Origin of the sequence: Povalibacter sp. (assembly GCF_036735925.1) — a bacterium.
In the GTDB taxonomy this organism is placed as follows: Bacteria; Pseudomonadota; Gammaproteobacteria; order Steroidobacterales; family Steroidobacteraceae; genus Steroidobacter.
Window position 1 is genome coordinate 1 of sequence record NZ_DAINNK010000079.1, and the last position, 22340, is coordinate 22340.

The window sequence follows — 22340 nt, forward strand, 5'->3', positions numbered from 1 at the left end:
CTGACTTTGTTCGATTCTTAACCGGACACTAGTGGGCTTTAGCCTGACTCTGAAAGAGGCCGGCTAAAGCCGGCCCCACAGTGAGAGGTCCCCGCTGCGCGGAGGAGGGGATCAGACTCAACGCAGTGCCATGGGTCTGGCGTCGACGAAACGGAACACGTACTTCATGACGTCACCGATCGTGCTTTCCCACACCGCCCAGGTGTGGCCGCCATCGACGATGCGCAGCTCGGCGGGCTGCTCGTTCCGGCGCAGCAGCGTGTAGAACTCCGCAGCGGTTCCTTCGATGTAGAAGGCATCGTCGTCGCCGGAGTTGACGTACATGGGCACCGGCAGCTTCTTCTGCAGATACGCATCCCAGAGCGCGGTGTAGTTGAGCTCGTGCCAGACCTGCGGATCGAACTGCTGCGCGCCGAAGACGCCCACCCGTCGCGCCGATGAATTCTCGGGCGGCTCATCGCGATAGATGGCCGGTGACAGCAAGCCGGCAGCGGCAAACGTCTCGGGATACTTGAGCGCGAACCGCGCGGCACCGAATCCGCCCATCGACAGGCCGGCGATCACGCGCCCTTCGCGCTTCTCGATCGTGCGAAAGCGCTGCTGGATTTCCGGCAGCAGATCCTGCATCACCGCGGTCTCCATGCGTTCCTTGCGATCGACATACCAGGTGGTGCCCGCTTCGGGAATGACGATGATGGCCGCCGGCATCTCGCCGCTGGCGATGAGCCGGTCGGCCGTCTGCTGGATGTGCCCCGAGGAAACCCAGTCGTAGGCCTTCTGGCCATTGCCGTGCAGGAGGTACAGCACGGGATAGCGGGCATCGGAGCGGTCGTAGTCGGTCGGCAGATAGGCGACGTACGACCATTGGCGCTGCAGGGCGGGTGAATCGAATTCGCGGGTGGTGATGGTGCTGGCGAGTGTCGTCGCGCAAAAAGCAAACAGGAGCGTCGCGAAAAGTGCTGCTGATTTCATGTGCGTACCAGTTGCCACGGTGTAGCGCCGCCTGCCTTGCCCCCTCCCTTGCCCTCCCCCGCTTCGCGAAGGAGGGAATGAGAACTCAGCGCTTCGCGGCGGCCGTCGCCGCTTCGGCCTTTTCCTTTTCTCGTTCCGCCGCGAGGATTCCCGGCAGCGCGTAGTTTCCTTCGTGACAGGCGTATTCGTAAATGTTCACGTCCGTCTTCAGGAACGGCAGCTCGCCCGTGAATTCGGAGGCAAAGGCATTCGCATCGCGGATGGTGAAGTTGTAGAGAATCTTGTCGTCTGCGACCCGCGTGAACCGTTCGGTCACGACCATGTCCTGCGACGAGCCGCGAAAATTCTGGTCGGAACGGAAATTGGCTGTCTCGACCACCAGCGTGTCGCCTTCCCAGTGGCCGATCGAATCGCCCATCCATTTGCGCACGTGCGCCGGCGGATGCTTGCCGCCGATGCGGACCATGCGCACGTCATGGACCATCTCCACCAGGATCATGACCACGTCCTTCGACTGCACGATCTGGTAGTAGCTGTTGTACATGGTCGGCAGCATCGGCGGACCCGCCGATGAGCCGAACGACAGCAGACATCGTTCGCCCAATGGTCGCTGCTCCGGACCGTCGGCCATCGATTCGCCGCGCATGCGGGCGGCAGCCCGACGCTGATCGGCGCTGTTGGCGAGCACCGGAATCCGGCCGTTCGGCGGATCGACGATGATGGAGCTGCGATACTCGCCGCCGATCTCGGCGGCCGTCATGCCGCGGTCCGTCCAGAACAGGTTGTAGTTGCCGACGGGCGGCAGCGCACCGGCCTCGATCTTTGCATTCGGATCGCTCGGCAGCGCATCCGCCGCCACTGCACCGCGGGCCTTCTTTTCGATGGACTCCGCCTCTTCCCTCGTCAGCGCGCGGCGCGTGCCCAGTTCTGCAGGGCGCTCCAGCGGTGTCTGGGTCGCGTTGGTCCATACGCCCTGAAGATCGGGCGTGCCGTCGCTCAGTCGCGGCGCCTTGTAGTCGGCGGCCGTCGCGCTCGATACGGCAAGGGTTGCGAGCGTTGCCAGCAAGAATCTCATCGTTGTTCCCCCTGTCTTCTGCGGCGCGAGTGTACGACGCAACCGGTTCGACGATGACGGCAGAAAAGACCTGCATTACAAACCTTTGCATTGCGCCCCTCCTCTCCGCGACGACGTTGAGGCAGGCTTGCCGCATTGCCAATGCAACAGGTCATCGGGGGTTTCTGCATGTCGTATTCGCGCACGCGAATTGCGTTTTCGCTGGCGGCGCTGTCGCTTTCATCCGCTGCATCCGCCCTGCAGCCCGGCGATGTCGTCGACAACTTTCGCCTTACCGATCACAAGGGCGTGTCGCACGAGTTCTACTATCTCTCCGACGCGAAAGCGGTCGTGCTCATGACCCAGGGCAACGGCTGCGATGCCTCGCGCACTTCCGCGGCGATGCTCGAGTCCCTGCGCAGCAAGTATCCGAACGTGGAATTCCTGCTGCTGAACGCCAACCTCGGCGACACACGCGAAGCGATCGTGAAGGAGACTGCGGCAAACAACATTTCGCTGCCGGTGCTGATCGACGAAACCCAGATCATTACCGAGTCGCTGGGCGCTACCCGCAACGGCGAAGTGTTCGTCGTCGATCCGCGCGGCTGGAAGGTCGCCTATCGCGGCGCCGTGTCGGGCGCAGCCGCCGCCATCGACGCCGTGAGCTCGGGCAGTGCCGTATCGCGGCCGACCACCGCGGTCACCGGCTGCGCCATCAAGATGCCGGAGCGCGATCGTTCGCACGCGAACATCTCGTACGAGAAGACCATCGCGCCGATGCTGCAGGAGAAATGCGTCACCTGTCATCGCGACGGCGGCATCGGTCCGTGGCAGATGAGCAGCTATGAAATGGTGCGCGGCTTCTCGCCGATGATCCGCGAAGTCGTGCGGACCCAGCGCATGCCGCCGTGGCATGCCGATCCGCACTACGGTCATTTCAGCAACGATCGGGCCTTAAGCGACGAGCAGGTCAAGACGCTGGTGCACTGGATCGAAGCCGGCGCGCCGCGCGGTGCGGGCGAGGATCCGCTCAAGACGCAGAAGAAGGACTGGCCGAAGTGGCCGCTCGGCGAACCGGACCTGGTGATCGAAACGCCGGCCTTCACGACGCCCGCCACCGGCGTGATTCCCTACCAGATGGTGCAGGTAAAGAATCCGCTCGACCACGACGTGTGGATCCGCGCGATCGACTACCTGCCCGGCCAGCGCGCCGTGCTGCATCACGTGATCGCCTCGGCCGGCGGCGAACGCCGCGGTGCGACGAGTCTGTACAACTATGTCCCGGGCGCGGAGCCGCTGGAGATTCCGCCGGACAACGGCATCCTGCTGAAAGCCGGTACCACGATCCACTTCCAGATGCACTTCACGCCCAACGGCCAGGAACTGACGGACGTGACCAAGCTCGGCCTGTATTTCATGAAGGATCCGCCGAAGTTCAGCTATCGCAGCATGATCTTCGCGCAGCCGCGCCTGAAGATTCCCGCCAACACCAAGGTCCACACGGAAATGGCCGAGCAGACGTTCAAGGAAGACGCGGTGATCTACAGCCTGCATCCGCACGCGCACTTCCGCGGCAAGTCGTCGAGCTTCGTCGCGCGATATCCGGACGGCCGCGAAGAAACGCTGCTGAACGTGCCGAACTACGACTTCAACTGGCAGTCGACCTACGATCTGGTCGAGCCGCTGCCCGTGCCTGCCGGCACGAAGGTCGTGTACACGCAGGTGTTCGACAACTCCAGCCAGAACAAGGCGAACCCGGACCCGAACCGCACGGTCACGTGGGGCGAGCAAACCTGGGACGAAATGGTCTTCGGTGTGATCCGCTATCGGAACGTGAAGGAAGACAAGGGCCCGGAGAAGCCGACGGGACCGTCGCAGGAGGAGTTGTTCGGCGCGACAGCGAACTGAGACCGTCGACGAGCGGTCAGCGACGAGCCGTGAGTCAGAACGTGCTTTCTGGCTCGCCGCTCATCGCCCGCTGCTCATCCGCTCAGTACCGCGCCTCGATTCCGAATCCCATGAAGTTGATCCCGCCCTTCGTCTCGGCGAACAGCCCGAACACGCTGGAGCGGTGGAAGATGAAAAAGCCGACGTAGACGTCGTCGATGTCCTTGCTGATGAGGCGGTCCATCGAACCGAACTGGCGCAGCGGCACGTCGATGGTCCACTCCACGTAGTTCATCAGTTTCTCGGACGTGATGTCCGGCCCCTTCTTGGCGAAGTCGCGCTGCTCGGCCAGCGGGATCTCGGTGAGATAGCTCAGCCCTTCGCCGAGGCCGAAGCGTACGTGCTTCTGGGTCCACGGCAGCCGCAAGGAATAGTGCGCCTTGATGTAGGCGTTGATGCCATAACCATCGTCCTGCAGACCGCGCGAGTTCACCCACTGCAGGCCGAGGTTGCCGGTCAGCTCGATCGGCAGGCCGAACATCGTCGGGCTCAGGCGGCGGCCCCAGCTTCCGGCAATGATGTACTCGGATTCGGGTGAGGCGTCATAGTCGCCGTAAAAGGCCGTCGTCAGATCGGTTTCCGACGCCTTGGCCCAGTTCAGGCGCACGTTGTCGCGACCGGACTCATCCGACGCAAATGCGGGTGAGGCCAGGCCGACGGCGGCCAGCATCGGGCAGAGGAATCTGACGTATCGGGAAGTGCCACCAGCGATTGTTGTTTCCAAGACCTTCGACTCGACCGCGCATGCTCTGAGGCGCGTGAGCATAGCGGACTTGGCCGACGGACTCTGTACGGTGATCGCTGAAGCCTGCGATGTCCTCGCCGCTGTAGGCGGATGGGAAGAACCCGTCAGCTGCCCCTAGTTCAGCCTCGCCAGCATCGCATCCTTCTGCGCGCGCACCGCCGGGTGGTAACAGTCCGCCGGCTGCGCACCCAGATGCCCGATGCAGGCATTGCAGTCCACGCAGCGCGGGCCCGGTTCGTTGAGACGCAGGTGCCGATACAGCAGCGGATCGGCAATGAAGGCCCGTCCCGCGGAGACGATGTCGCAACTGCCTCTCAGGATCGCCGCCTCCATCGCGGCGCGCGTCAGGAACCCGCCCACACAGATCACGGGAATCGACAGCCGGCGTTTGAACGCCTGGGCGTAGCGCAGATTGAAACCCTCGTGACGCGGCCAGAGAAGATCGAACAGCAGCGCCAGCAGCGGCCAGGACAGGCGAAAACCCCAGCGACGAATGAACGGCAGGTAACGCATCGCGCCATTGACCATGTTGCGCAGGCAGCGACCGAAGGTCCCATGCACCATCGGCATGCCCGATTCGTAGTGACCGACGGAGATTTCCACGGCGTCGACGCCCTCCTCCTGCAGGACCTGCGCGACCTGCACGAGTTCGTCGGTGGACAACCCGTGACGCAACGGCAGTTTGTCCGAGCCATTCATCTTGACGATGAGCGGAAAGTCGCGACCCACCCGGCTGCGGATGTCCCGTACGACATCGCGCAGCATGTTGAGGCGGTTGTCGAAGGAACCGCCGTAGCGATCGGTGCGGCGATTGGTGTGAGGCGTGAGGAACTGACTCATCAGATAGCCGTTGGCGGCGTGAATCTGCACACCGTCGAAGCCGGCCTGCTTGCAGCGCATGGCCGCCGCGCCGTAGTCGGCAATCACCCGCTGGATCTCGAGCAGCGACAGTTCGCGAGGCAAGGTGCCCGTGACGAGTTCCTTCACCGCCGACGCGGAAACCGCCTCCTGCAATCCGGCGAACGGCGGCACGACCTGCCTGCCGCAGTGATTGAGCTGGGCAAAGATGCGCGAGCCGTGTGCGTGCACAGCATCGGTCAGTTGCCGCAGTCCCGGAATCTTGTCGTCATCGTCGGCGCCAACCTGGCGCGGCGCCGACTTGCCGGCGCGACTGACATAGATATTGCCGGTAATGATGAGCGGCGTGCCGCCCTTCGCCATCGGGATGTAGAACTGCAGCAGCTCCGGCGTGACGAAGCCGTCATGGCTCGCACGCGTTTCTGCCGTCGCAGTCTTGATCAGTCGTCCGGCAATCGTGAGCGTGCCGATGTCGATCGGCTCGAACAGCGGGCTCTCGGCGACAGCCATGACGCACGTCCGCAACGGGGATGTGCATCATCGTCGAGCAGGCCCACCACGGCTGGAATGGTACGAAAGGACGGTCTTCTCGCGGTTATGTCGAAGAGAAGAGGAAAGTTTCACACGGAGATCACGGAGGACACGGAGGTCGGAGGAAGATTTCACACACAGTCCTGTGGGGCCGGCTTCAGCCGGCCTCTTCAAGTGCAAAGGCCGGCTGAAGCCGGCCCCACAGGAAGAAGACCGCGTTCTTTCTTCTCCGAACTCCGTGTCCTCCGTGAACTCCGTGTGAAACCTCTCGATTCTTACGCGTTGTAAGAGCGGGAAGTCGTCGCACCGCCGTGTCCCGTCCAGTCGGTGTGGAAGAATTCGCCGCGCGGGCGGTCGATGCGTTCGTAGGTGTGGGCGCCGAAGTAGTCGCGTTGCGCCTGCAGCAGGTTGGCCGGCAGACGACCGGAGCGGTAGCCGTCGAAGTACGCGAGTGCCGAACTCAGGCAGGGAATCGGAATACCGCTTTGCACCGCAGCGACCGCGACCCGACGCCACGCGGCCTGGCGGCTTGCGACCGCGTCGTTGAAGAACGGATCGAGCAGCAGGTTGACGAGTTCGTGATCGCGGTCGAAGGCTTTCTTGATGTCGCCGAGGAACGCCGAGCGGATGATGCAGCCGCCGCGCCAGACCAGCGCGATGCCGCCGTAGTTCAGGTTCCACTGGTACGTCTTTGCGGCGTTGCGCAGGAGCTGATAGCCCTGCGCATAGCTGATGATCTTCGCGGCGTACAGCGCCTGGCGCAGATCGTCGACCAGCTGCGCCTTGTCGCCGTTGAACGCGATGACATCGGGCCGGATCTTTTTCTCCGCGATCACGCGCTCACCGTGCGCTGCCGAGAGCGCACGTGCGAACACGGCTTCGACGATCAGCGTCAGCGGAATGCCCTGGTCGAGCGCTTCGACGGCAGTCCACTTGCCGGTTCCCTTCTGGCCGGCCGCATCGAGGATCACGTCGAGCGTGGCGGCACCGGATTCGTCCCTGTACGCGAGGATGTCGCGGGTGATTTCGATCAGGTAGCTGTCGAGTTCGCGGCGATTCCAGTCGGCGAACACATCATGCATTTCGGCATTGCTCATGCCGAGCACGCGCTTCATGACGTCGTAGGTTTCGCCGATGAGCTGCATGTCGCCGTACTCGATGCCGTTGTGAACCATCTTCACGAAATGGCCGGCGCCGTTTTCGCCCATCCAGTCGCAGCAGGGTTCGCCCTCCGGTGTGCGCGCGCAGATCGCCTGGAAAATCGGCTTGATGTGCGGCCAGGCCGCGGGGCTGCCGCCCGGCATGAGCGACGGGCCGTTCAATGCGCCTTCCTCGCCGCCGGACACGCCCGAACCGACATACAGCATGCCGGCCTGCTCGACCCGTGCGGTGCGGCGGATCGTGTCGGTGAAAAGACTGTTGCCGCCGTCGATGAGGATGTCGCCGGGCGACAGCAGCGGCAGGAGCTGTTCGATCAGTTCGTCGACCGGCTTGCCGGCTTTCACCAGCATGACGATCTTGCGCGGCGTCTTGAGCGCGGCGACGAGTTCGGCAGGACTGTGAGTGCCGGTGAATTGCCTGCCCTTGGCGCGACCGGCGAGAAATGCATCGACGCGCGCGGTCGTGCGGTTGTAGACGGCCACGTGAAAGCCGCGGCTTTCCATGTTGAGCGCCAGGTTTTCGCCCATTACGGCCAGTCCGATCAGGCCGACATCTGCCACTGCGTTCATCGTCTCAACCTCGCCTCTGCAGTCCGGCTATTTTGCAGGCCGCGAAGTATGCCACTTCCGATCCCTTCTTCTGTGGGGCCGGCTTGAGCCGGCCTCTTTTCGGAAGTCAGGCTGAAGCCTGACCCACAATCGTTCACCTTCCGCCGCCGCCACCCCCACCTCCGCCACCGCCCGACGAACCGCCGCCGCCTGAACCGGACGAACTGCCGGGCGGCGTGGCCGAGGAAGCGATCTGCGAACTCAGGCTGCTGCCGATGGCATTCGCGAAACCGCCCAGGTCGTTCACGCCGCCGCCGCGATACCAGCTGATGTTGTTGGCCGCCGCCGCCGCAGCTGCGGCACCGACGGCGAGCGTGAACTTCTTCGTCCACGCCTCCTCGACTTCGAGCGCGACCGCGTAGGGCAGCAACGTCTCGTAGCGCTTCGCATCCAGTGGCGGCGGGGCATCGGGTCCGCCCATGCGCGCCAGTTCGTCGCGTTCGGCCACACTGAGGTACAGCTTGAAGCCCTCGACCTCATCCATGAGCTTGCGGCCTTCGATCGTCGGCGCGCGCACCAGGAAGGCGAACACGATCAATGTCACGACGCACAGCACACCGATGACGACGATGCCGATCGCTCCCGCGCCGCCGGAGACCATCAATGCGATCAGGAATGCCGCCACGGCGATGAGCACGGCCTTGCCGATGCTCCAGCCGTTCAACCTGAAATAGCGCGGCTGCATCACGCGACGCAGCGCTGCACTGTGCGCGGCGATCACCCGCTGCAGCAGGCTGGCACTCTTGTTGTTCAGGTCGACCGCCCCGAGCGCGTTGCCGGCGAACAGCGCATCGAGCAGCCCCGCCTCGCTCGGCGCTGGCGGCTTCGTGCCTGCCGCGCCGCGCTCCAGCCGCCACTCGTCCTTCTTGATCAGCCTCGGCTCGCGCGAAATGCGCATGAATCCCGCGACGGCGAGGTTCAGCACGGCAGCCGAAAAACAGCGTGTGTCATAGCCCATGCGCTGCAGGTAACGCAGATTGGCCGGGCCGTGGCCCTCCGGCGGTTCATAGCGCGCGATCACGATGCCCTTGCGCGGATCGCGTCCGACACGCCGCCATTCGTAGACGCAGAACGCGAGCAGCAGCAGCCAGCCGATCGCGGCCATGAGTACGCCGCGGTTGTCGCGCAGAAACCAGAAGAGACGCTGCTGCGTCGTCGGCGCCGCGACGATGCCCTTGGGGAAGGTCAGGACGACGGTCAGCCCTTCGCCAGGTGCGAGAGGCTGGGTGAGATGCCAGCGCGCCGTTCCGGCATCCGGCAGCTCGGCCGCATACGCCTGACCTTTCGCTCCCTGCGGCCCCGTGTAGCCTTCGGCACTCATCTGTGCGACCGGCACCGGTACGGGCAGGCGGGCGGTCACGGTGCCGCTCAGGATCGGAAATATCCAGCCGGTACCGATCGCATTCCAGTACAGCTCGTCGTGATCGCCGAAGAAACCGAGCTGGCGCGTCGTGCGATAGCGCAACGTGAAAGTGTGTTCTGCCGGCGCAGGCAGAAAGCTGTCGTCGCCGGTGTTGATGCGCACGCCGTTGCCGAGGTTCTCGGTGAACCAGGGTTCGTTCGCGCCGTCGCGCTCGACACCGAGCACTTGCAGTCCGACCACGACGCGGTTGCCGTAGCGGTCGCGATAGCGCGTCGGGAAATCGCGGTAGATGCCGCGGCGGATGCGATTGCCTTCGACATTCACCGTGATGCGCTCGGTGACGTCGAGCGCGCCGTCCGCGCGGACTTCGACGTCGATGTCGTAGGCAAGAACCCGTTCTTCGGCGCGAACGGTGCAGACACAGGCCAGCAGCAGCGCCAGCACCAGCAGCTGGCTCATGGCGCCACCTCGACACGTACCGCTGCCCGTTCCTCGTCGCGTGCCTGATAGAACTCGGACAGCGTGAAGTTGCCGATACGCGCAATCGCGACGTCCGGCACCCGCTGCACGGTGTTGTTGTAGTCGCGCACGGCGCCGTTGTAGAAGCGTCGTGCGTACTGCAGATGTTCCTCGACGTCGACCAGATCGCGCTGGAGCTGCGCGAAGTTGTCGCTGGCCTTGAGATCGGGGTACGCCTCCTTGAGCGCGAACACGCGGCTCAAGGCCTGCTCCAGTTCGGATTCGACCTGCGCCAGCTGCGCCGGACTGTTCAGGCCGACGGCCCGCGAGCGCAAGGTGGCCACGGCTTCGAGCACCGACCGTTCGTGCGAGGCATACGCCTTCACGCCCTCGACGAGCTGCGGCACGAGATCGTGACGTCGCGTGAGCTGCACGTCGATGTCGGCCCAGGCTGTACGCACCTGGTTACGCAACCGCACCAGCCGGTTGTACGCAATGACAGCCCACGCCAGCAGCAGGATCGCAACGATCGTCCAGAACAAAGTCATGCGCCCCCTCCTCCCTCGCCTTGAGCACTATGCTGAGGCGGACGACGACCTGCGCTGAACAGGAATCAGGTCGCTACGCCCTGCGAGCGCAGATACTCGTCGTACGTTCCCTTGAAGTCCACGATTTTGCCGTCGCTGCGCAGTTCGATGATGCGCGTGGCGAGGCCGCCGACGAATTCGCGATCGTGCGAGACGAAGATCAGGGTGCCGGGGTATTTCTCGACGCCGATCTGCAGCGACTCGATCGTTTCCATGTCCATGTGGTTGGTGGGTTCGTCCATCAGCATCACGTTCGGCTTGGTCAGCATCAGCTTGCCGTAGATCATGCGGCCCTTCTCGCCGCCCGACAGCACGTGCACTGATTTGCGGGTCTCGTCACCCGAAAACAGCAGTCGTCCCAACGTGGCGCGGACGATCTGATCGTCGTCGCTTTTGGTGCGCCATTCACTCATCCAGGTGAACAGATCCACTTTCCTGGCGAAGTCGGCCTGGGGATCCTGCGGCATGTAGCCCAGTTGTGCGTTCTCGACCCAGGTGATGGTCCCGCTCGTCGGCTGCAACTGACCGGCCAGCAGGCGCATCAGCGTGGTCTTGCCGACGCCGTTGGCGCCGACGATGGCAATGCGCTCGCCCGCCTCCACCGTCATGTTGAAGTCGGTGAGGATCGGCGTGCCGGAGTCCGGATACGTGAAGCCGAGATGCTCGACCGTCACCGCATTGCGATACAGCTTCTTGTTCTGGTCGAAGCGGATGTACGGATTCTGGCGCGACGACGGCTTGATCTCTTCGATCTTGATCTTCTCGATCTGACGCGCGCGCGAAGTTGCCTGGCGTGCCTTCGACGCATTGGCAGAGAAGCGCCGCACGAACTCCTGCAGGTCGGAGATGCGATCCTTCGCCTTGGCATTCGCCGCTTCGACGCGCGCGCGCGCCTGCGTCGAGGCCAGCATGAAATCGTCGTAGTTGCCCGGCCAGATCTTGATCTGGCCGAAATCCAGATCGGCCATGTGCGTGCACACCTGGTTCAGGAAGTGCCGGTCGTGGCTGATGATGATCATGGTCGTGTCGTACTCATTGAGCACGCCTTCGAGCCAGCGGATCGAATTGATGTCGAGGTTGTTGGTCGGTTCGTCGAGCAGCAGCACGTCGGGCTTCGAGAACAGCGCCTGCGCCAGCAGCACACGCAGCTTCCAGCCCGGCGCGACTTCGCGCATCGGGCCATTGTGATACTGCTCTTCGATGCCGGCCGCGACGAGGATCGCGGCGGCGCGCGCCTCGGCATCGTAGCCGCCGTACTCGGCGAACTTCGATTCGAGTTCCGCGGCCTTCATGTAGTCGTCGTCGGTTGCATGCGCATCCGCATAGATGAGGTCGCGTTCCTTCATCGCGTGCCACATTTCCTGATGGCCCTGCAGCACGACATCCAGCACGCGCTCGTCCTCGTAGGCGAACTGGTTCTGGTTGAGCTTGCCCAGGCGCAGGCCCGACATCAGCATCACTTCGCCGCTCGACTGCTCCAGTTCGCCGCTCAGGATTTTCATGAACGTCGACTTGCCGCTGCCGTTCGCGCCGATCAGGCCATAGCGGTTGCCATCGCCGAACTTGACGGTGACGCCTTCGAACAACGGCTTGGCGCCGAACTGGATCGATACATTGGACGTGGAGAGCATTTACCTTCAGCCAACAGCGAGGCCGCGACTTCGCCATCGCGGCAGAGAACACGGACAACCTGGGAGGCGCACGGGCGGCGCCGGGCGCGTATGGTACCCGACTTGGGCGGAAAGCAGGATTTTCCGGCCGATTTTGCCTATTCGCGGCTGGATGCGGCCCAGATATTGAGTCCGCCATCCTGCGCAAACCGGTCGATTTCCACCAGTTCCGCCGAGTCGAAGTGCGTGTTTTCCAGCGCGCCGAGGCATTCCTCGATCTGCGACCAGCGGCTCGCGCCGATCAGCGCGCTGGTCACGGTGGGACGTCGCAGCACCCAGGAAATCGCCATCTGCGCCAGGCTCTGGCCGCGGCGGCGCGCGATCTCGCTCAAGGCGCGTACGTTCGCGAGATTGCTCTCGTTGAGCAACTGCATATTGAACGAGCCGCCCTGCGCCGCGCGCGATGCCGTCGGCACGTCGGCCAGATAGCGCTCGCTCAACAGTCCCTGCGCGAGCGGCGAGAACACGATGCAGCCGAGGCCTTCCTGATCGAGGACGTCGAGCAGTCCCTTCTCCACCCAGCGATTGAGCAACGAGTACGAAGGCTGGTGGATCACGAACGGCGTTTTCATCTCGCGCAGCAATGCCGCCGCCTCGCGGGTCTTTTCCGGCCCGTACGACGAGATGCCGACGTACAGCGCCTTGCCGCTGCGTACGGCGCTGTCGAGCGCGACCATCGTTTCCTCCAGCGGTGTGTCGGGGTCGACCCGATGCGAGTAAAAGATGTCGACGTAGTCGAGCCCCATGCGACGCAGACTCTGATCGAGGCTCGCGAGCAGATACTTGCGCGAGCCCCATTCGCCGTAAGGCCCGTCCCACATGAAGTAGCCGGCCTTGGTCGAGATGATGAGTTCGTCGCGATGGCTGGCGAGATCGCTGGCGAGGATGCGTCCGAAATTTTCCTCGGCCGATCCGGGCGGCGGGCCGTAATTGTTGGCGAGATCGAAGTGCGTGATGCCGCGATCGAACGACCGCAGCACCATTTCTCGCGCGTTGTCGCGTAATACGGAGCCGCCGAAGTTCTGCCACAGCCCGAGTGAGATTCTCGGCAATCGCAGACCGCTGCGACCGCAGCGCGCGTAGGTCATTCGCTGGTAACGCTGCGGATCGGCCTGATACATCTCTCTCACCCCGGCGTGAAACGACCCGTCGACTCTGGTCGCAAACGCCGGGGCGGGTCAAGCCGGCATTCAGTCGTCCGCGCTGCTGACGCCGATGCGTTTGATGCCGCTTCGCTGCGCGAGTGCCAGCACGCGGGCGACCGTGTCGTAGGCGGCGCGCCCGTCGGGACGCACCTGCAGGTCGGCCTGATCCTTCCTTGCCGCCTCCTGGCGCAGCAGCCGTTCGAGCTGCGCGAAATCCTGGATCAACACACCGTTCCACAACACGGCGCCGTCAAAGTCGATATCGACATACACCACCTCCGGAATGACGGCGCTCGGTGTGCCGCCCGCGAGTTGCAGGTTCGTCGAATGCGTCATCAACGGCAGCGTGATGATGAACATGATCAGCAGCACCAGCAGGACATCGATCAAGGGAGTCGTATTCATATCGGCGATCGGCTCGCCCTCGCCGACCGTACGCGCACTGATTGCCATGGTTGTTCCTCCGCATTGTTGTTGATGGGATCGGACGGAAACATCGACGTGACAGCCATGTGACAGCTGCAGCGACCGCGGCGTTCGCCCGTTAGGTACATCTCACCGCAATTCCGGGCGGTGCACTTCCGGGCGTGTGAAATCCGCCGGAAAGATGGTGTAGGCTCGCGCTTTCCCAGGCGGCCGACTGGCCTCGCCAAGAACGAACAATGAAGGCACTGCTGGCGACGCCACTGCATACCGGGACAGCAGAGAGGGAGTTCATCACTGGCTTGCTGGAGGCACATGGCCTCTACGCCGGCTGGACGTGCCTGGAGGGTCAGGCCAACATCTCCCGCGCACGCGATCTGCTGACCGCGCAGTTCCTCGCGTCCGACTGCACCACGATGATCTTCATCGACGGCGACGTCGGTTTCACCCGCGATGACCTGAGCCGGTTGCTGGCCTCGCCGTTTTCCATAACGGGCGGGCTCTATCCCCGCAAGAGCGCCTCGTTGCGCTGGGTGTGCGTGCCGCAGCCGGAGGACCTGCAGCCCGTGCCCGGCCATGCGGACTACCGCCGCGTGCGGCGCGTCGGCACGGGTTTTCTGCGCATCGATCGCACCGCGCTGGAAAAAATGCTGGCTCATGGCGGGATCGGCGAATACCCGCTCAACGAAAACCGGATCCGGCACTTTTTTCCTACTGGACTTCTGGACGGCGAATTCCTGTCCGAGGATTACTACTTTTGCGAGCTTGCCGCACGGGCCGGCCTGGGCGTGTACGTCGACACGCGGATCAGGCTGAAACACGTGGGGCGCTCGGTTTATCGACGCAACGAAGAACCGTCTTAGTAAAGACGCCGCCGTTGCGACTGCCAAGAATCAACGACAAAACGGGAGAGCAGTGACAGTGGAGAAGCCCAAGCAGGGCGCGGAGATCAGCCGCGCCGTCCGTCGTGCCCTGATGACATCCGCCGCCCTCGCGCCGATGTATTTCGTATCCGCGAACGTGCAGGCCCAGGTCGCCGATGCCGGTCCGGACCAGACCGTCGTCGACACCGACGCGCTTCCCGGCGAATCCGTCGCACTGGACGGCTCGGGCTCGCAGTCATCGGTGCCGGGACAGACGCAGATCAGCTCCTACGTGTGGACGAATGCCCAGGGCGTACAGATCGCGTCAGGCGCCACGCCCACGGTGCGGCTGCCGGATGGCGTCAACCAGATCCGCCTCATCATCACCGAGGACGACGGCAGCTCCTCCTCGTCGTCGAGCACGCTGACGGCGACCGACCTCGTCACGATCACGATCCAGCCCTCGCAGGCACCGACGGCCGTCATCGCGCCCATCGGCACGGACGGCGGAGTCGCCGACACCGACGGTCAGCCCGGCGAGGTGGTCACACTGAACGGCGCGCAATCGAGCGATCCGGACGGCACCATCACCACGTATCAATGGTTCCGCGACGGCAATACGCCGCTCGGCACCGGCGCCACACTGCAGGCTCCCCTGCCGGATGGCACCAGCCAGATCACGCTGGTCGTCACCGACAACGTCGGCAATACGAGCAATGCCAGCGCCACTGTCACGGTCGGCGCCGCCGAACCGCCACCGGCGGTGACGACCACACTGGCCGAACTCGACCTCAAGCCCAATCAGCGCGAAGTCGCGAAGAACCTCGACGATCTCTGTCCGCGCCTCGAAGAACTCAGCATGAACCAGGGCGAAGGCAGCGAAGGCCAGACGCTCACCGACGACCAGCAGGATCTGCTCAATCGCTGCTACGGCATCATCAACGACGAAAACACGGCCCAGCAGCAGACCGCTCTCGATGAACTCGGCGCCCAGGATCTCAATGCCATGCGCACGCAGGCACTGATCTTCTCGCGCACCCAGAACCAGGGCGTGATGGATCGGCTGCTGGCACTGCGCGCCGGCGAGCGCGGCACGTCGGTCGCCGGACTGAACCTGCGCATCGGCGACAAGTTCGTCTCGGCCGAACAGGTCGCCGACAGCCTGCTTCACGCCTTCGGCGGCGGCGCCAGCGCCGACGAGCCGGGCGGCCTGCTCGACAACCGCCTCGGCTTCTGGCTGCGCGGCAACTACGGCCTCGGCGAGAAGGATGCCACCGTCACCGACGACGGCTTCGAATCAGACCAGTGGGGATTCACCGGCGGCGTCGACTATCGCTTCGGCGAATCCACCGTCGCGGGCATCTCGCTCGGCTACGGCAAGGCCGACCTCGATTTCAAACCATCCGGCCAAGGCAATCTCGCCACCAAGTCGTTGTCCGGTTCGATCTACGGTTCTGCCTATCTCGGCAATTTCTATTTCGACGGCGTCTTCAACTACGCGGATGCGGACTACGACTCGCAGCGTCACATCATCTACGCGGAAGCCGGCGGCGACGTCGATCGCGTGGCGCGCGGCGCCACGGGCGGCGAATCGCTCAGCGGCGGCATTTCGGTCGGCTACGACTTCATTGCCGGCGGCTTCACCATTTCGCCGACCCTCGGCTACTTCGTCGTCGACACGGCGATCGATCCGTTCACCGAAACCGGCGCCAACGGACTCAATCTCGCCTACGACGAACAGAACTACGAATCGGCGACCGGCAATGCCGGCCTGCGTATTTCATACGCGTGGCGAACGAACTGGGGCGTGGTGATTCCGCACTTACGCGGCACGTACGTGCGCGAGTTCGAAGACGCGACGGAGGTATTCAGCGTGCGGTTCGCCAGCGATCCGTTCGCCTCGTCCGCAGATCCGACGCCGCCCATCATCGTCGTCACCGACGAACCCGACGACTCGTACTTCCGTCTGGCGGCCGGCGTCTCGGCGCAGTTCCCATACGACATCTCGGGCTATTTCGAATACCAGCGGCTGGAAGCCTTCGACTCCGTCGACTTCCAGGACTTCACCATCGGCCTGCGCATCCAGCACACATTCCGCTGAACCGCGCTCCGGGAAAAACAACATGAAACACACGACGATTCAGACTCTGGGCGCGCTCACGCTGTGCGCCCTCCTCGCCGGTTGCGGCAGCGACGGCGAAACGACCGAAAGCACCGGTGTCGATACCAGCGTCGGGACCGGCGGCGGCGGTGGCGGCACTTTGCGAAACGCAGGGCGGCTGCAGTTCAGTATTCCGTCGCTGACCGTGGCCGAAAACGCCGGCAATGCCACTCTCACGATCACGCGTACGGACGGTACCGACGGCGCAGTGAGCGTCACGGTCGCCACCAGCAATGGCACGGCAGCCCAGCCGCAGGACTACACCGCCGTAAACACCACGGTAACCTTCGCTGCCGGCGATGCGACCGCGAAAACCGTGAACATCCCGATCGCCAACGACACCGAAGTCGAGACCGGCGAAACGCTCACCGTGACGCTGTCATCGGCGACGGGCGGCGCATCCCTCGGCTCGACGGCGCAGGTGCTGATCACGATCGCCGATGACGATGTCGCAGCGCCGACGGCGGCGCGCGCCGTAGTGTCGGCGGCCGCGCGCGCATTGCGCCTGGATTGGACCACGGCGACCGGCGCCACCAGCTATCGCGTCATGAAGGATGCCGCCGGTACAGGAGCCTTCGTACAGGTTGGAACCGACCTGGGCGCCACGGCGAAGTCGACCGATGTTGCCGTCACGCTGCTCGACGAAAACTGGGCCACAGCCACCTACGCCATCGATGCCTGCAATGCCGGTGGTTGCACACGCTCGAACGTCATGCCCATCGCCGGGCTCAGTACGTCCCTGATCACCTACGTCAAAGCATCCAACAGCAGCGATTACAGCTATTTCGGCCGGGAGGTCGCCCTCAGCGCCGACGGCAACACGCTGGCCATTGGCGCTCCGGGCGACAACAGCGCGGCCACGGGTATCGGTGGCAACGAGGTCGACGACTGCAATGATGACGCCACCAACTGCGCCTACAGCTCCGGCGCCGTGTACGTGTACACGCGCACCGGATCCTCGTGGTCGGCCGCAACCTATATCAAGGCATCGAATGCCGCGTCGGGGAACCAGTTCGGTTCCAGCATCAGCCTCAGCGCCGACGGCAACACACTCGCGGTCGGTGCGGAAGGCCACGATTCCTGGCGTGGAGCGGCCTATCTGTTCACGCGAAACGGCGGCACCTGGCAAGAGGCAGCCTTGATCCAGGCCGCCGACGGTGTGACAAACGATTCGTTCGGGATCAGCCTCTCCCTCAATCCGGAAGGCTCCATGCTGGCCGTGGGTGCTTCGTGGCACGCCGTCGGCGCGACGTCTTATGCCGGCGCCGTCTACGTGTATTCGCGCAACGGCGCGAGTTGGGATCAAGCGACCAAGCTGACTCACCCGAATCCTGTCCAATCGGCCGAGTTCGGCGAGCACCTCGCGCTGGCTGGTACCGCGGGCGCGCCCGTCCTGGCGCTTGGCTCTCCCTACGACAGTCTCGATGCGGGCTCACCGCCGGTCACGCTGCAGTCGGCCGGATCGGTGTTCGTCTTCCGGCCAAGCGGGTCGACCTGGACATCGACACGCATCGTCAATCCGTCGCCGAACGCCTGGGCGTATTTCGGCATGGAAGTCACGCTGAGCGCCGATGGCTCTACGCTGGCGTTGCTTGATGGCGGTAATCTGACACCCGCCAATCCAGCGGACCCCACCCTCTATTCCCCGGGCATCGTTCACGTGTACGCCAGCGACGGCACGTCCTGGACGAGTCAGGCGCAGATCATTGCACCCAACGCGACCGACTATATGGCCTTCGGCAGGTCGCTGGCACTGAACTCCGATGGCACCTTGCTCGCCGTGGGCGCCCCCTCGGAGGATGGCAGTGCATCCGGTCTCGACGGCGTTCCGGACGATGCCCTTCAGAATTCGGGGGCGGTATTTGTCTTTGATCGCTCAGGAACCGAGTGGTCCGCCAAGCGCTACGTCAAGGCGCCGAGCGCGCGGTTCAATCACTATTTCGGCGCCCCGATTGCACTGAGCGACGACGGCAAGACATTGGCCATCGGCTCGCCCCAGGATTCCACCGACGCCGACAACATCAACGGCGATCCCTTCGACGACTGCGCAAGCGCCGCCACGAACTGCGCCTACAACTCCGGTGCGGTGTACGTCTACTGATCAGAACGAGGCCCTTCGATCCGGGAAGGATTGAAGGGCCTCGTCATGAGATCGAGTGCGTTGTCCGGGCAATCCGGCGCGAGTACGTATTCGTGCTCGAACTCATTGAGCCCGATCGTCGTCTCGTACAACGCCCGAAGTACGCTGCCCTGCGGCGGCAGCACATGCTTGTCGATCCCGATCCGTCGCAACATCTCGTTCCAGAGATGCAGGCACACCGCTGCCTGCATTCGCTGCAGTACATCCGCTGAGCGGCGCGGATCGAGCACGGCCCAGTAGTGCTGCCAGTCGATCGGATAGAACATCTGGGGAGGCATCACGACGGATTGCAGCTCCATCTCGCGCACCAGGCGCGTCAGCAGATCGGGCCCCAGCTCTCCCCAGTTACATCCCGACGCCTTTGTCTCGCACGCAGCCCGCGCTGCGGCCATCAGCGGATGCCCCTGCGGGAAGCGCAGCACCGCTCCGTTCACGACGGTCGGTCCCTGACGCGCAATCACGATTTCCTGTTCGGGAAGCGAGGCGGACAGACAGAACACATCGAGATCCACCCACCATCCGCCCTGGCGCAACAGCAGTTCGTAGCGGAACAGATCGGAGAACGCAGCAATGCCGCCGCCCTGCCCTCCCGCCGATGCCTGCACACAGATGCGCTCGCGCGGCACGATCGATGCGGCGCTGACGATGCGACAGCCATCGGGCACGCCTTCGACGGAATCGTAGGTGTACAGATCGAAATGGTGGCCGTGCTGCAGAAATGACGCGATGCACGCCCGCTCCAGCGGCGAGAATCGCGAACCGACCCACAATCCGCTGACGAGCGCCATCTCAGCGACGCGGCACGATCCGCAGATCGAGTCCGTCCGGGCCACAGCCCTCGGCCAGCACATACTCGCTGTCGAAGCCTTCGTAGCCGATCGTCTGCTCGTACATCGACGCCAGCAGGCTGCCGCGCGGAGGAAGGACGGTGAGATCCAGGTTCGAGCGACTGATCATGTTGTTCCACAGATGCACGCCGGCGGCATTGCGGATCGCCTCTGCCGCCGCAGCGGCGCGACGCGGGTCGAACACGATCCAGAACTGGCGATAGTGGATCGGATAGAAAACGCCCGACGGAAATATGCAGTTCGCCAACTCGTACTTCTGCGCCAGTTGCGTCAGCAGTCGCGGACCGGTGTCTCCCCATTCGACGTCGTCGCCGCGGCGCACGCACTCCTCGCAACCTTCGAGCAGCGCCGCATGTCCCTGCGGAAATCTCATGATGGCGCAGTTCAGTCCCTGTCGATCCTCCTGCGCGAGGACGATGCCGGTGTCGGGCAGCGTGGATGTCAGGCAGAACATGTCCGTGTCCACCCACCAGCCGCCGACTTGGTGCAGCAGCTTGTAGCGGAACATGTTCGAGAACAGCGAGACGCTGCCTTTGCCTGGGCCTCGCGAGTAACGGACGATCTGGCTCTCGGGCAGGATGCTGGCTGCATCGGCCAACTCGCAGCCCGCCGGCACGTTGTCCGGCGGCTGATAGCAGTACAGACGAAATGCGTGATCCCTGGCCAGAAAGGAACAGATGCAGGCGCGCGCCAGCGGCGACAGGGTGCTGCCGATCCAGAGACTGCTGACGATCGCCATCGCCGAAGGCGCGCTCCCGGCGAGGAACCGGGAGCGCGTGACGATTAGTCGAACTGATAAGTGAAATCGCCGTTCGCCGCGTCGATGGCGACCTTCTGCGGCGCCTTGCCTTCGATGAGGCGCGTCAGGATTTCCTGGCTGATTCGCGGCAGCACCGTGTTGGTCAGGATCGCATCGATCATGCGACCGCCGCTTTCCAGTTCCGTGCAACGGCTCGCCACCAGCTTCAGCACGTCGTCCGTGTACGTGAACGGCAGTTTGTGATTCTGGGCGATGCGCTTCTGGATGCGACCGAGCTGCAGCCGGATGATCTCGTGCAGCATCTTGTCGGACAGCGGGAAGAACGGAATGGTCACGATGCGTCCGAGCAGCGCCGCCGGGAAGACCTTGAGCAGGTCCGGACGCAGCGCCTTGGCGATGGCATCGGGTTCCGGAATCAGCTCCGGATCCTTGCACATGTTCATGATCAGATCGGAACCGGCGTTGGTCGTGAGCAGGATCAGCGTGTTCTTGAAATCGATCAGCCGGCCCTCGCCGTCTTCCATGATGCCCTTGTCGAACACCTGGAAGAAAATCTCGTGCACGTCGGGATGCGCCTTCTCGACTTCGTCCAGCAGCACGACGCTGTAAGGCTTGCGACGCACGGCCTCGGTCAGCACGCCGCCTTCGCCGTAACCGATGTAGCCCGGAGGCGCGCCCTTCAACGTCGATACGGTGTGCGCTTCCTGGAACTCGCTCATGTTGATCGTGACGATGTTCTGTTCGCCGCCGTAGAGCGCTTCCGCCAATGCCAGCGCGGTCTCGGTTTTACCGACGCCCGAGGTGCCGGCAAGCATGAACACGCCGATCGGCTTGTTCGGATTGTCGAGGCCGGCACGCGAGGTCTGGATGCGCTTGGCAATCATGTCGTGCGCATGACGCTGGCCGATGACGCGCTGGCTGAGGATTTCGCCGAGGCGCATGACCGTGTCGATTTCGTTGCGCGCCATGCGTCCGACCGGAATGCCGGTCCAGTCGGCGACGACGGACGCCACGGCCTGGTAGTCGACGCTCGGCAGGATCAGCGGACGTTCGCCCTGAATTTCCGCCAGCTGCTGCTGCAGTTCGTTGAGTTTCGTGAGTGCGGCGGTTCGCTCCGCCTCGGGTAGCGCAGCGGCGGTCGCAGCCTCTGCGGCGGCTTCCAGCTTGCTGCCGGTGCCTTCGACCTTCGACACGTCACCGCGCAGCTTGCTGCGGATTTCCAGAATCTGGTCGACCAGGTCTTTTTCTTTCTTCCAGGCCGCTTCGAGCTTTTCGAGATTGGCCTTTTCTGCGGCCAGTTTCTCGCTCGCATCCTTCTCGCGATTGCCGACATTCACGCCGACGTTCTTTTCGCGGCCGATGATGCCGAGTTCGGTTTCGAGCGCCACGATGCGCTTGCGGCTGTCATCGACTTCCGCCGGCACGGCGTGCTGACTCACGGCGACGCGCGCGCAGGCCGTATCCAGCAGGCTGACCGACTTGTCCGGCAGCTGACGCGCCGGGATGTAGCGATGCGACAACTTCACCGCGGCTTCGAGCGCTTCATCCAGCACCTGCACGCGATGATGCTTTTCCATCGTCGAGGCGACGCCGCGCATCATGAGGATGGCCTTCTCTTCGCTCGGCTCATCGACCTGCACGACCTGGAAGCGCCGGGTCAGCGCCGGGTCCTTCTCGATGTGCTTCTTGTATTCGGCCCAGGTCGTCGCGCCGATGGTGCGCAGGTTGCCGCGCGCGAGCGCCGGCTTGAGCAGGTTGGCCGCATCGCCCGTTCCCGCAGCGCCGCCGGCACCGACCAGCGTGTGCGCTTCATCGATGAACAGGATGATGGACTTGGGCGAGGACTGCACTTCCTCGATCACCTGACGCAGGCGATTCTCGAACTCGCCCTTCATGCTCGCGCCGGCCTGCAGCAGACCAACGTCCAGCGTACGCAGCGTGACGTCCTTGAGCGTCGGCGGCACATCACCCTGCACGATGCGCTGCGCGAAACCTTCGACGACCGCCGTCTTGCCGACGCCCGCCTCGCCGGTGAGGATCGGATT

17 protein-coding genes are annotated in these 22340 nt (G+C 63.9%); 4 read left to right on the forward strand and 13 right to left on the reverse strand.

Annotated elements, in window-relative coordinates:
- Positions 1-117 precede the first annotated feature (117 nt).
- Both V7D81_RS18990 and V7D81_RS18995 read right to left on the reverse strand, forming a co-directional pair.
- A complete protein-coding gene (locus tag V7D81_RS18990; RefSeq protein WP_324319201.1) occupies positions 118-972 on the reverse strand; it encodes an alpha/beta hydrolase in 855 nt (284 codons plus the stop codon).
- A gap of 85 nt (positions 973-1057) precedes the next feature.
- A complete protein-coding gene (locus V7D81_RS18995; protein ID WP_324319204.1) occupies positions 1058-2047 on the reverse strand; it encodes a hypothetical protein in 990 nt (329 codons plus the stop codon).
- Positions 2048-2215: 168 nt separating this feature from the next.
- On the opposite strand from V7D81_RS18995, the gene V7D81_RS19000 reads away from it, so the two are divergent.
- Positions 2216-3934 (forward strand): redoxin domain-containing protein, encoded by a 1719-nt coding sequence (locus tag V7D81_RS19000; protein ID WP_324319205.1) that lies wholly within the window; start codon positions 2216-2218, stop codon positions 3932-3934.
- An 82-nt stretch (positions 3935-4016) separates the two neighbouring features.
- Here V7D81_RS19000 and V7D81_RS19005 read toward each other — a convergent pair whose 3' ends face one another.
- From V7D81_RS19005 to V7D81_RS19040, 8 genes are all read right to left on the reverse strand, one after another.
- Positions 4017-4643: a hypothetical protein gene (locus tag V7D81_RS19005; protein WP_324319207.1), complete on the reverse strand. Its 627-nt coding sequence runs from the start codon at positions 4641-4643 to the stop codon at positions 4017-4019.
- 189 nt (positions 4644-4832) lie between these two features.
- Entirely contained in the window at positions 4833-6086 is a 1254-nt protein-coding gene (locus tag V7D81_RS19010; RefSeq protein ID WP_324319209.1) for an NADH:flavin oxidoreductase, read from the reverse strand.
- 296 nt (positions 6087-6382) lie between these two features.
- Positions 6383-7837 carry a decarboxylating NADP(+)-dependent phosphogluconate dehydrogenase gene (gnd, locus tag V7D81_RS19015; protein ID WP_324319211.1) on the reverse strand — a complete coding sequence of 485 codons (1455 nt, stop codon included), beginning with the start codon at positions 7835-7837 and terminating at the stop codon, positions 6383-6385.
- A 133-nt stretch (positions 7838-7970) separates the two neighbouring features.
- Entirely contained in the window at positions 7971-9698 is a 1728-nt protein-coding gene (locus V7D81_RS19020) for a DUF2207 domain-containing protein (RefSeq protein ID WP_324319213.1), read from the reverse strand.
- The gene (locus V7D81_RS19025) at positions 9695-10246 is read right to left on the reverse strand and encodes a LemA family protein (protein ID WP_324319215.1); all 552 of its coding nucleotides are present in this window, start codon (positions 10244-10246) and stop codon (positions 9695-9697) included. Before V7D81_RS19025 ends, V7D81_RS19020 begins: the two co-directional genes overlap by 4 nt.
- A 65-nt stretch (positions 10247-10311) precedes the next feature.
- Positions 10312-11916, reverse strand: a complete 1605-nt coding sequence (locus V7D81_RS19030; RefSeq protein WP_324319216.1) for an ABC-F family ATPase — start codon at positions 11914-11916, stop codon at positions 10312-10314.
- Positions 11917-12053: 137 nt separating this feature from the next.
- Positions 12054-13076, reverse strand: coding sequence for an L-glyceraldehyde 3-phosphate reductase (gene mgrA, locus V7D81_RS19035; RefSeq protein WP_324319218.1), 1023 nt, complete (start codon positions 13074-13076; stop codon positions 12054-12056).
- Between the two features lie 69 nt (positions 13077-13145).
- Positions 13146-13553 carry an ExbD/TolR family protein gene (locus V7D81_RS19040; protein ID WP_324319219.1) on the reverse strand — a complete coding sequence of 136 codons (408 nt, stop codon included), beginning with the start codon at positions 13551-13553 and terminating at the stop codon, positions 13146-13148.
- A 209-nt stretch (positions 13554-13762) separates the two neighbouring features.
- Here V7D81_RS19040 and V7D81_RS19045 point away from each other — a divergent pair, with 209 nt between their 5' ends.
- The 3 genes from V7D81_RS19045 to V7D81_RS19055 are packed head-to-tail and all read left to right on the forward strand — an operon-like array spanning position 13763 to position 18648.
- The gene (locus tag V7D81_RS19045; RefSeq protein ID WP_324319221.1) at positions 13763-14386 is read left to right on the forward strand and encodes a hypothetical protein; all 624 of its coding nucleotides are present in this window, start codon (positions 13763-13765) and stop codon (positions 14384-14386) included.
- A gap of 58 nt (positions 14387-14444) precedes the next feature.
- Positions 14445-16487: an autotransporter domain-containing protein gene (locus tag V7D81_RS19050; RefSeq protein WP_324319223.1), complete on the forward strand. Its 2043-nt coding sequence runs from the start codon at positions 14445-14447 to the stop codon at positions 16485-16487.
- A gap of 22 nt (positions 16488-16509) precedes the next feature.
- The gene (locus V7D81_RS19055) at positions 16510-18648 is read left to right on the forward strand and encodes a Calx-beta domain-containing protein (RefSeq protein ID WP_324319225.1); all 2139 of its coding nucleotides are present in this window, start codon (positions 16510-16512) and stop codon (positions 18646-18648) included.
- On the opposite strand, the gene V7D81_RS19060 is transcribed toward V7D81_RS19055, so the two are convergent.
- The 3 genes from V7D81_RS19060 to tssH all read right to left on the reverse strand — a co-directional run.
- Positions 18642-19475 carry a hypothetical protein gene (locus V7D81_RS19060; protein ID WP_324319227.1) on the reverse strand — a complete coding sequence of 278 codons (834 nt, stop codon included), beginning with the start codon at positions 19473-19475 and terminating at the stop codon, positions 18642-18644. The genes V7D81_RS19055 and V7D81_RS19060 overlap by 7 nt on opposite strands.
- Position 19476: 1 nt before the next feature.
- Positions 19477-20274 carry a hypothetical protein gene (locus V7D81_RS19065; RefSeq protein ID WP_324319229.1) on the reverse strand — a complete coding sequence of 266 codons (798 nt, stop codon included), beginning with the start codon at positions 20272-20274 and terminating at the stop codon, positions 19477-19479.
- A gap of 44 nt (positions 20275-20318) precedes the next feature.
- Positions 20319-22340 (reverse strand): type VI secretion system ATPase TssH (gene tssH, locus V7D81_RS19070; protein ID WP_324319231.1); only part of this gene is annotated, 2022 nt, incomplete at its 5' end.

Coding starts and splice junctions, on each gene's coding strand:
- V7D81_RS18990 (WP_324319201.1), bottom strand. CDS start 972: ATGAAATCAGCAGCACTTTTCGCGACGCTCCTGTTTGCTTTTTGCGCG.
- V7D81_RS18995 (WP_324319204.1), bottom strand. CDS start 2,047: ATGAGATTCTTGCTGGCAACGCTCGCAACCCTTGCCGTATCGAGCGCG.
- V7D81_RS19000 (WP_324319205.1), top strand. CDS start 2,216: ATGTCGTATTCGCGCACGCGAATTGCGTTTTCGCTGGCGGCGCTGTCG.
- V7D81_RS19005 (WP_324319207.1), bottom strand. CDS start 4,643: ATGCTGGCCGCCGTCGGCCTGGCCTCACCCGCATTTGCGTCGGATGAG.
- V7D81_RS19010 (WP_324319209.1), bottom strand. CDS start 6,086: ATGGCTGTCGCCGAGAGCCCGCTGTTCGAGCCGATCGACATCGGCACG.
- gnd (WP_324319211.1), bottom strand. CDS start 7,837: ATGAACGCAGTGGCAGATGTCGGCCTGATCGGACTGGCCGTAATGGGC.
- V7D81_RS19020 (WP_324319213.1), bottom strand. CDS start 9,698: ATGAGCCAGCTGCTGGTGCTGGCGCTGCTGCTGGCCTGTGTCTGCACC.
- V7D81_RS19025 (WP_324319215.1), bottom strand. CDS start 10,246: ATGACTTTGTTCTGGACGATCGTTGCGATCCTGCTGCTGGCGTGGGCT.
- V7D81_RS19030 (WP_324319216.1), bottom strand. CDS start 11,916: ATGCTCTCCACGTCCAATGTATCGATCCAGTTCGGCGCCAAGCCGTTG.
- mgrA (WP_324319218.1), bottom strand. CDS start 13,076: ATGTATCAGGCCGATCCGCAGCGTTACCAGCGAATGACCTACGCGCGC.
- V7D81_RS19040 (WP_324319219.1), bottom strand. CDS start 13,553: ATGGCAATCAGTGCGCGTACGGTCGGCGAGGGCGAGCCGATCGCCGAT.
- V7D81_RS19045 (WP_324319221.1), top strand. CDS start 13,763: ATGAAGGCACTGCTGGCGACGCCACTGCATACCGGGACAGCAGAGAGG.
- V7D81_RS19055 (WP_324319225.1), top strand. CDS start 16,510: ATGAAACACACGACGATTCAGACTCTGGGCGCGCTCACGCTGTGCGCC.
- V7D81_RS19060 (WP_324319227.1), bottom strand. CDS start 19,475: ATGGCGCTCGTCAGCGGATTGTGGGTCGGTTCGCGATTCTCGCCGCTG.
- V7D81_RS19065 (WP_324319229.1), bottom strand. CDS start 20,274: ATGGCGATCGTCAGCAGTCTCTGGATCGGCAGCACCCTGTCGCCGCTG.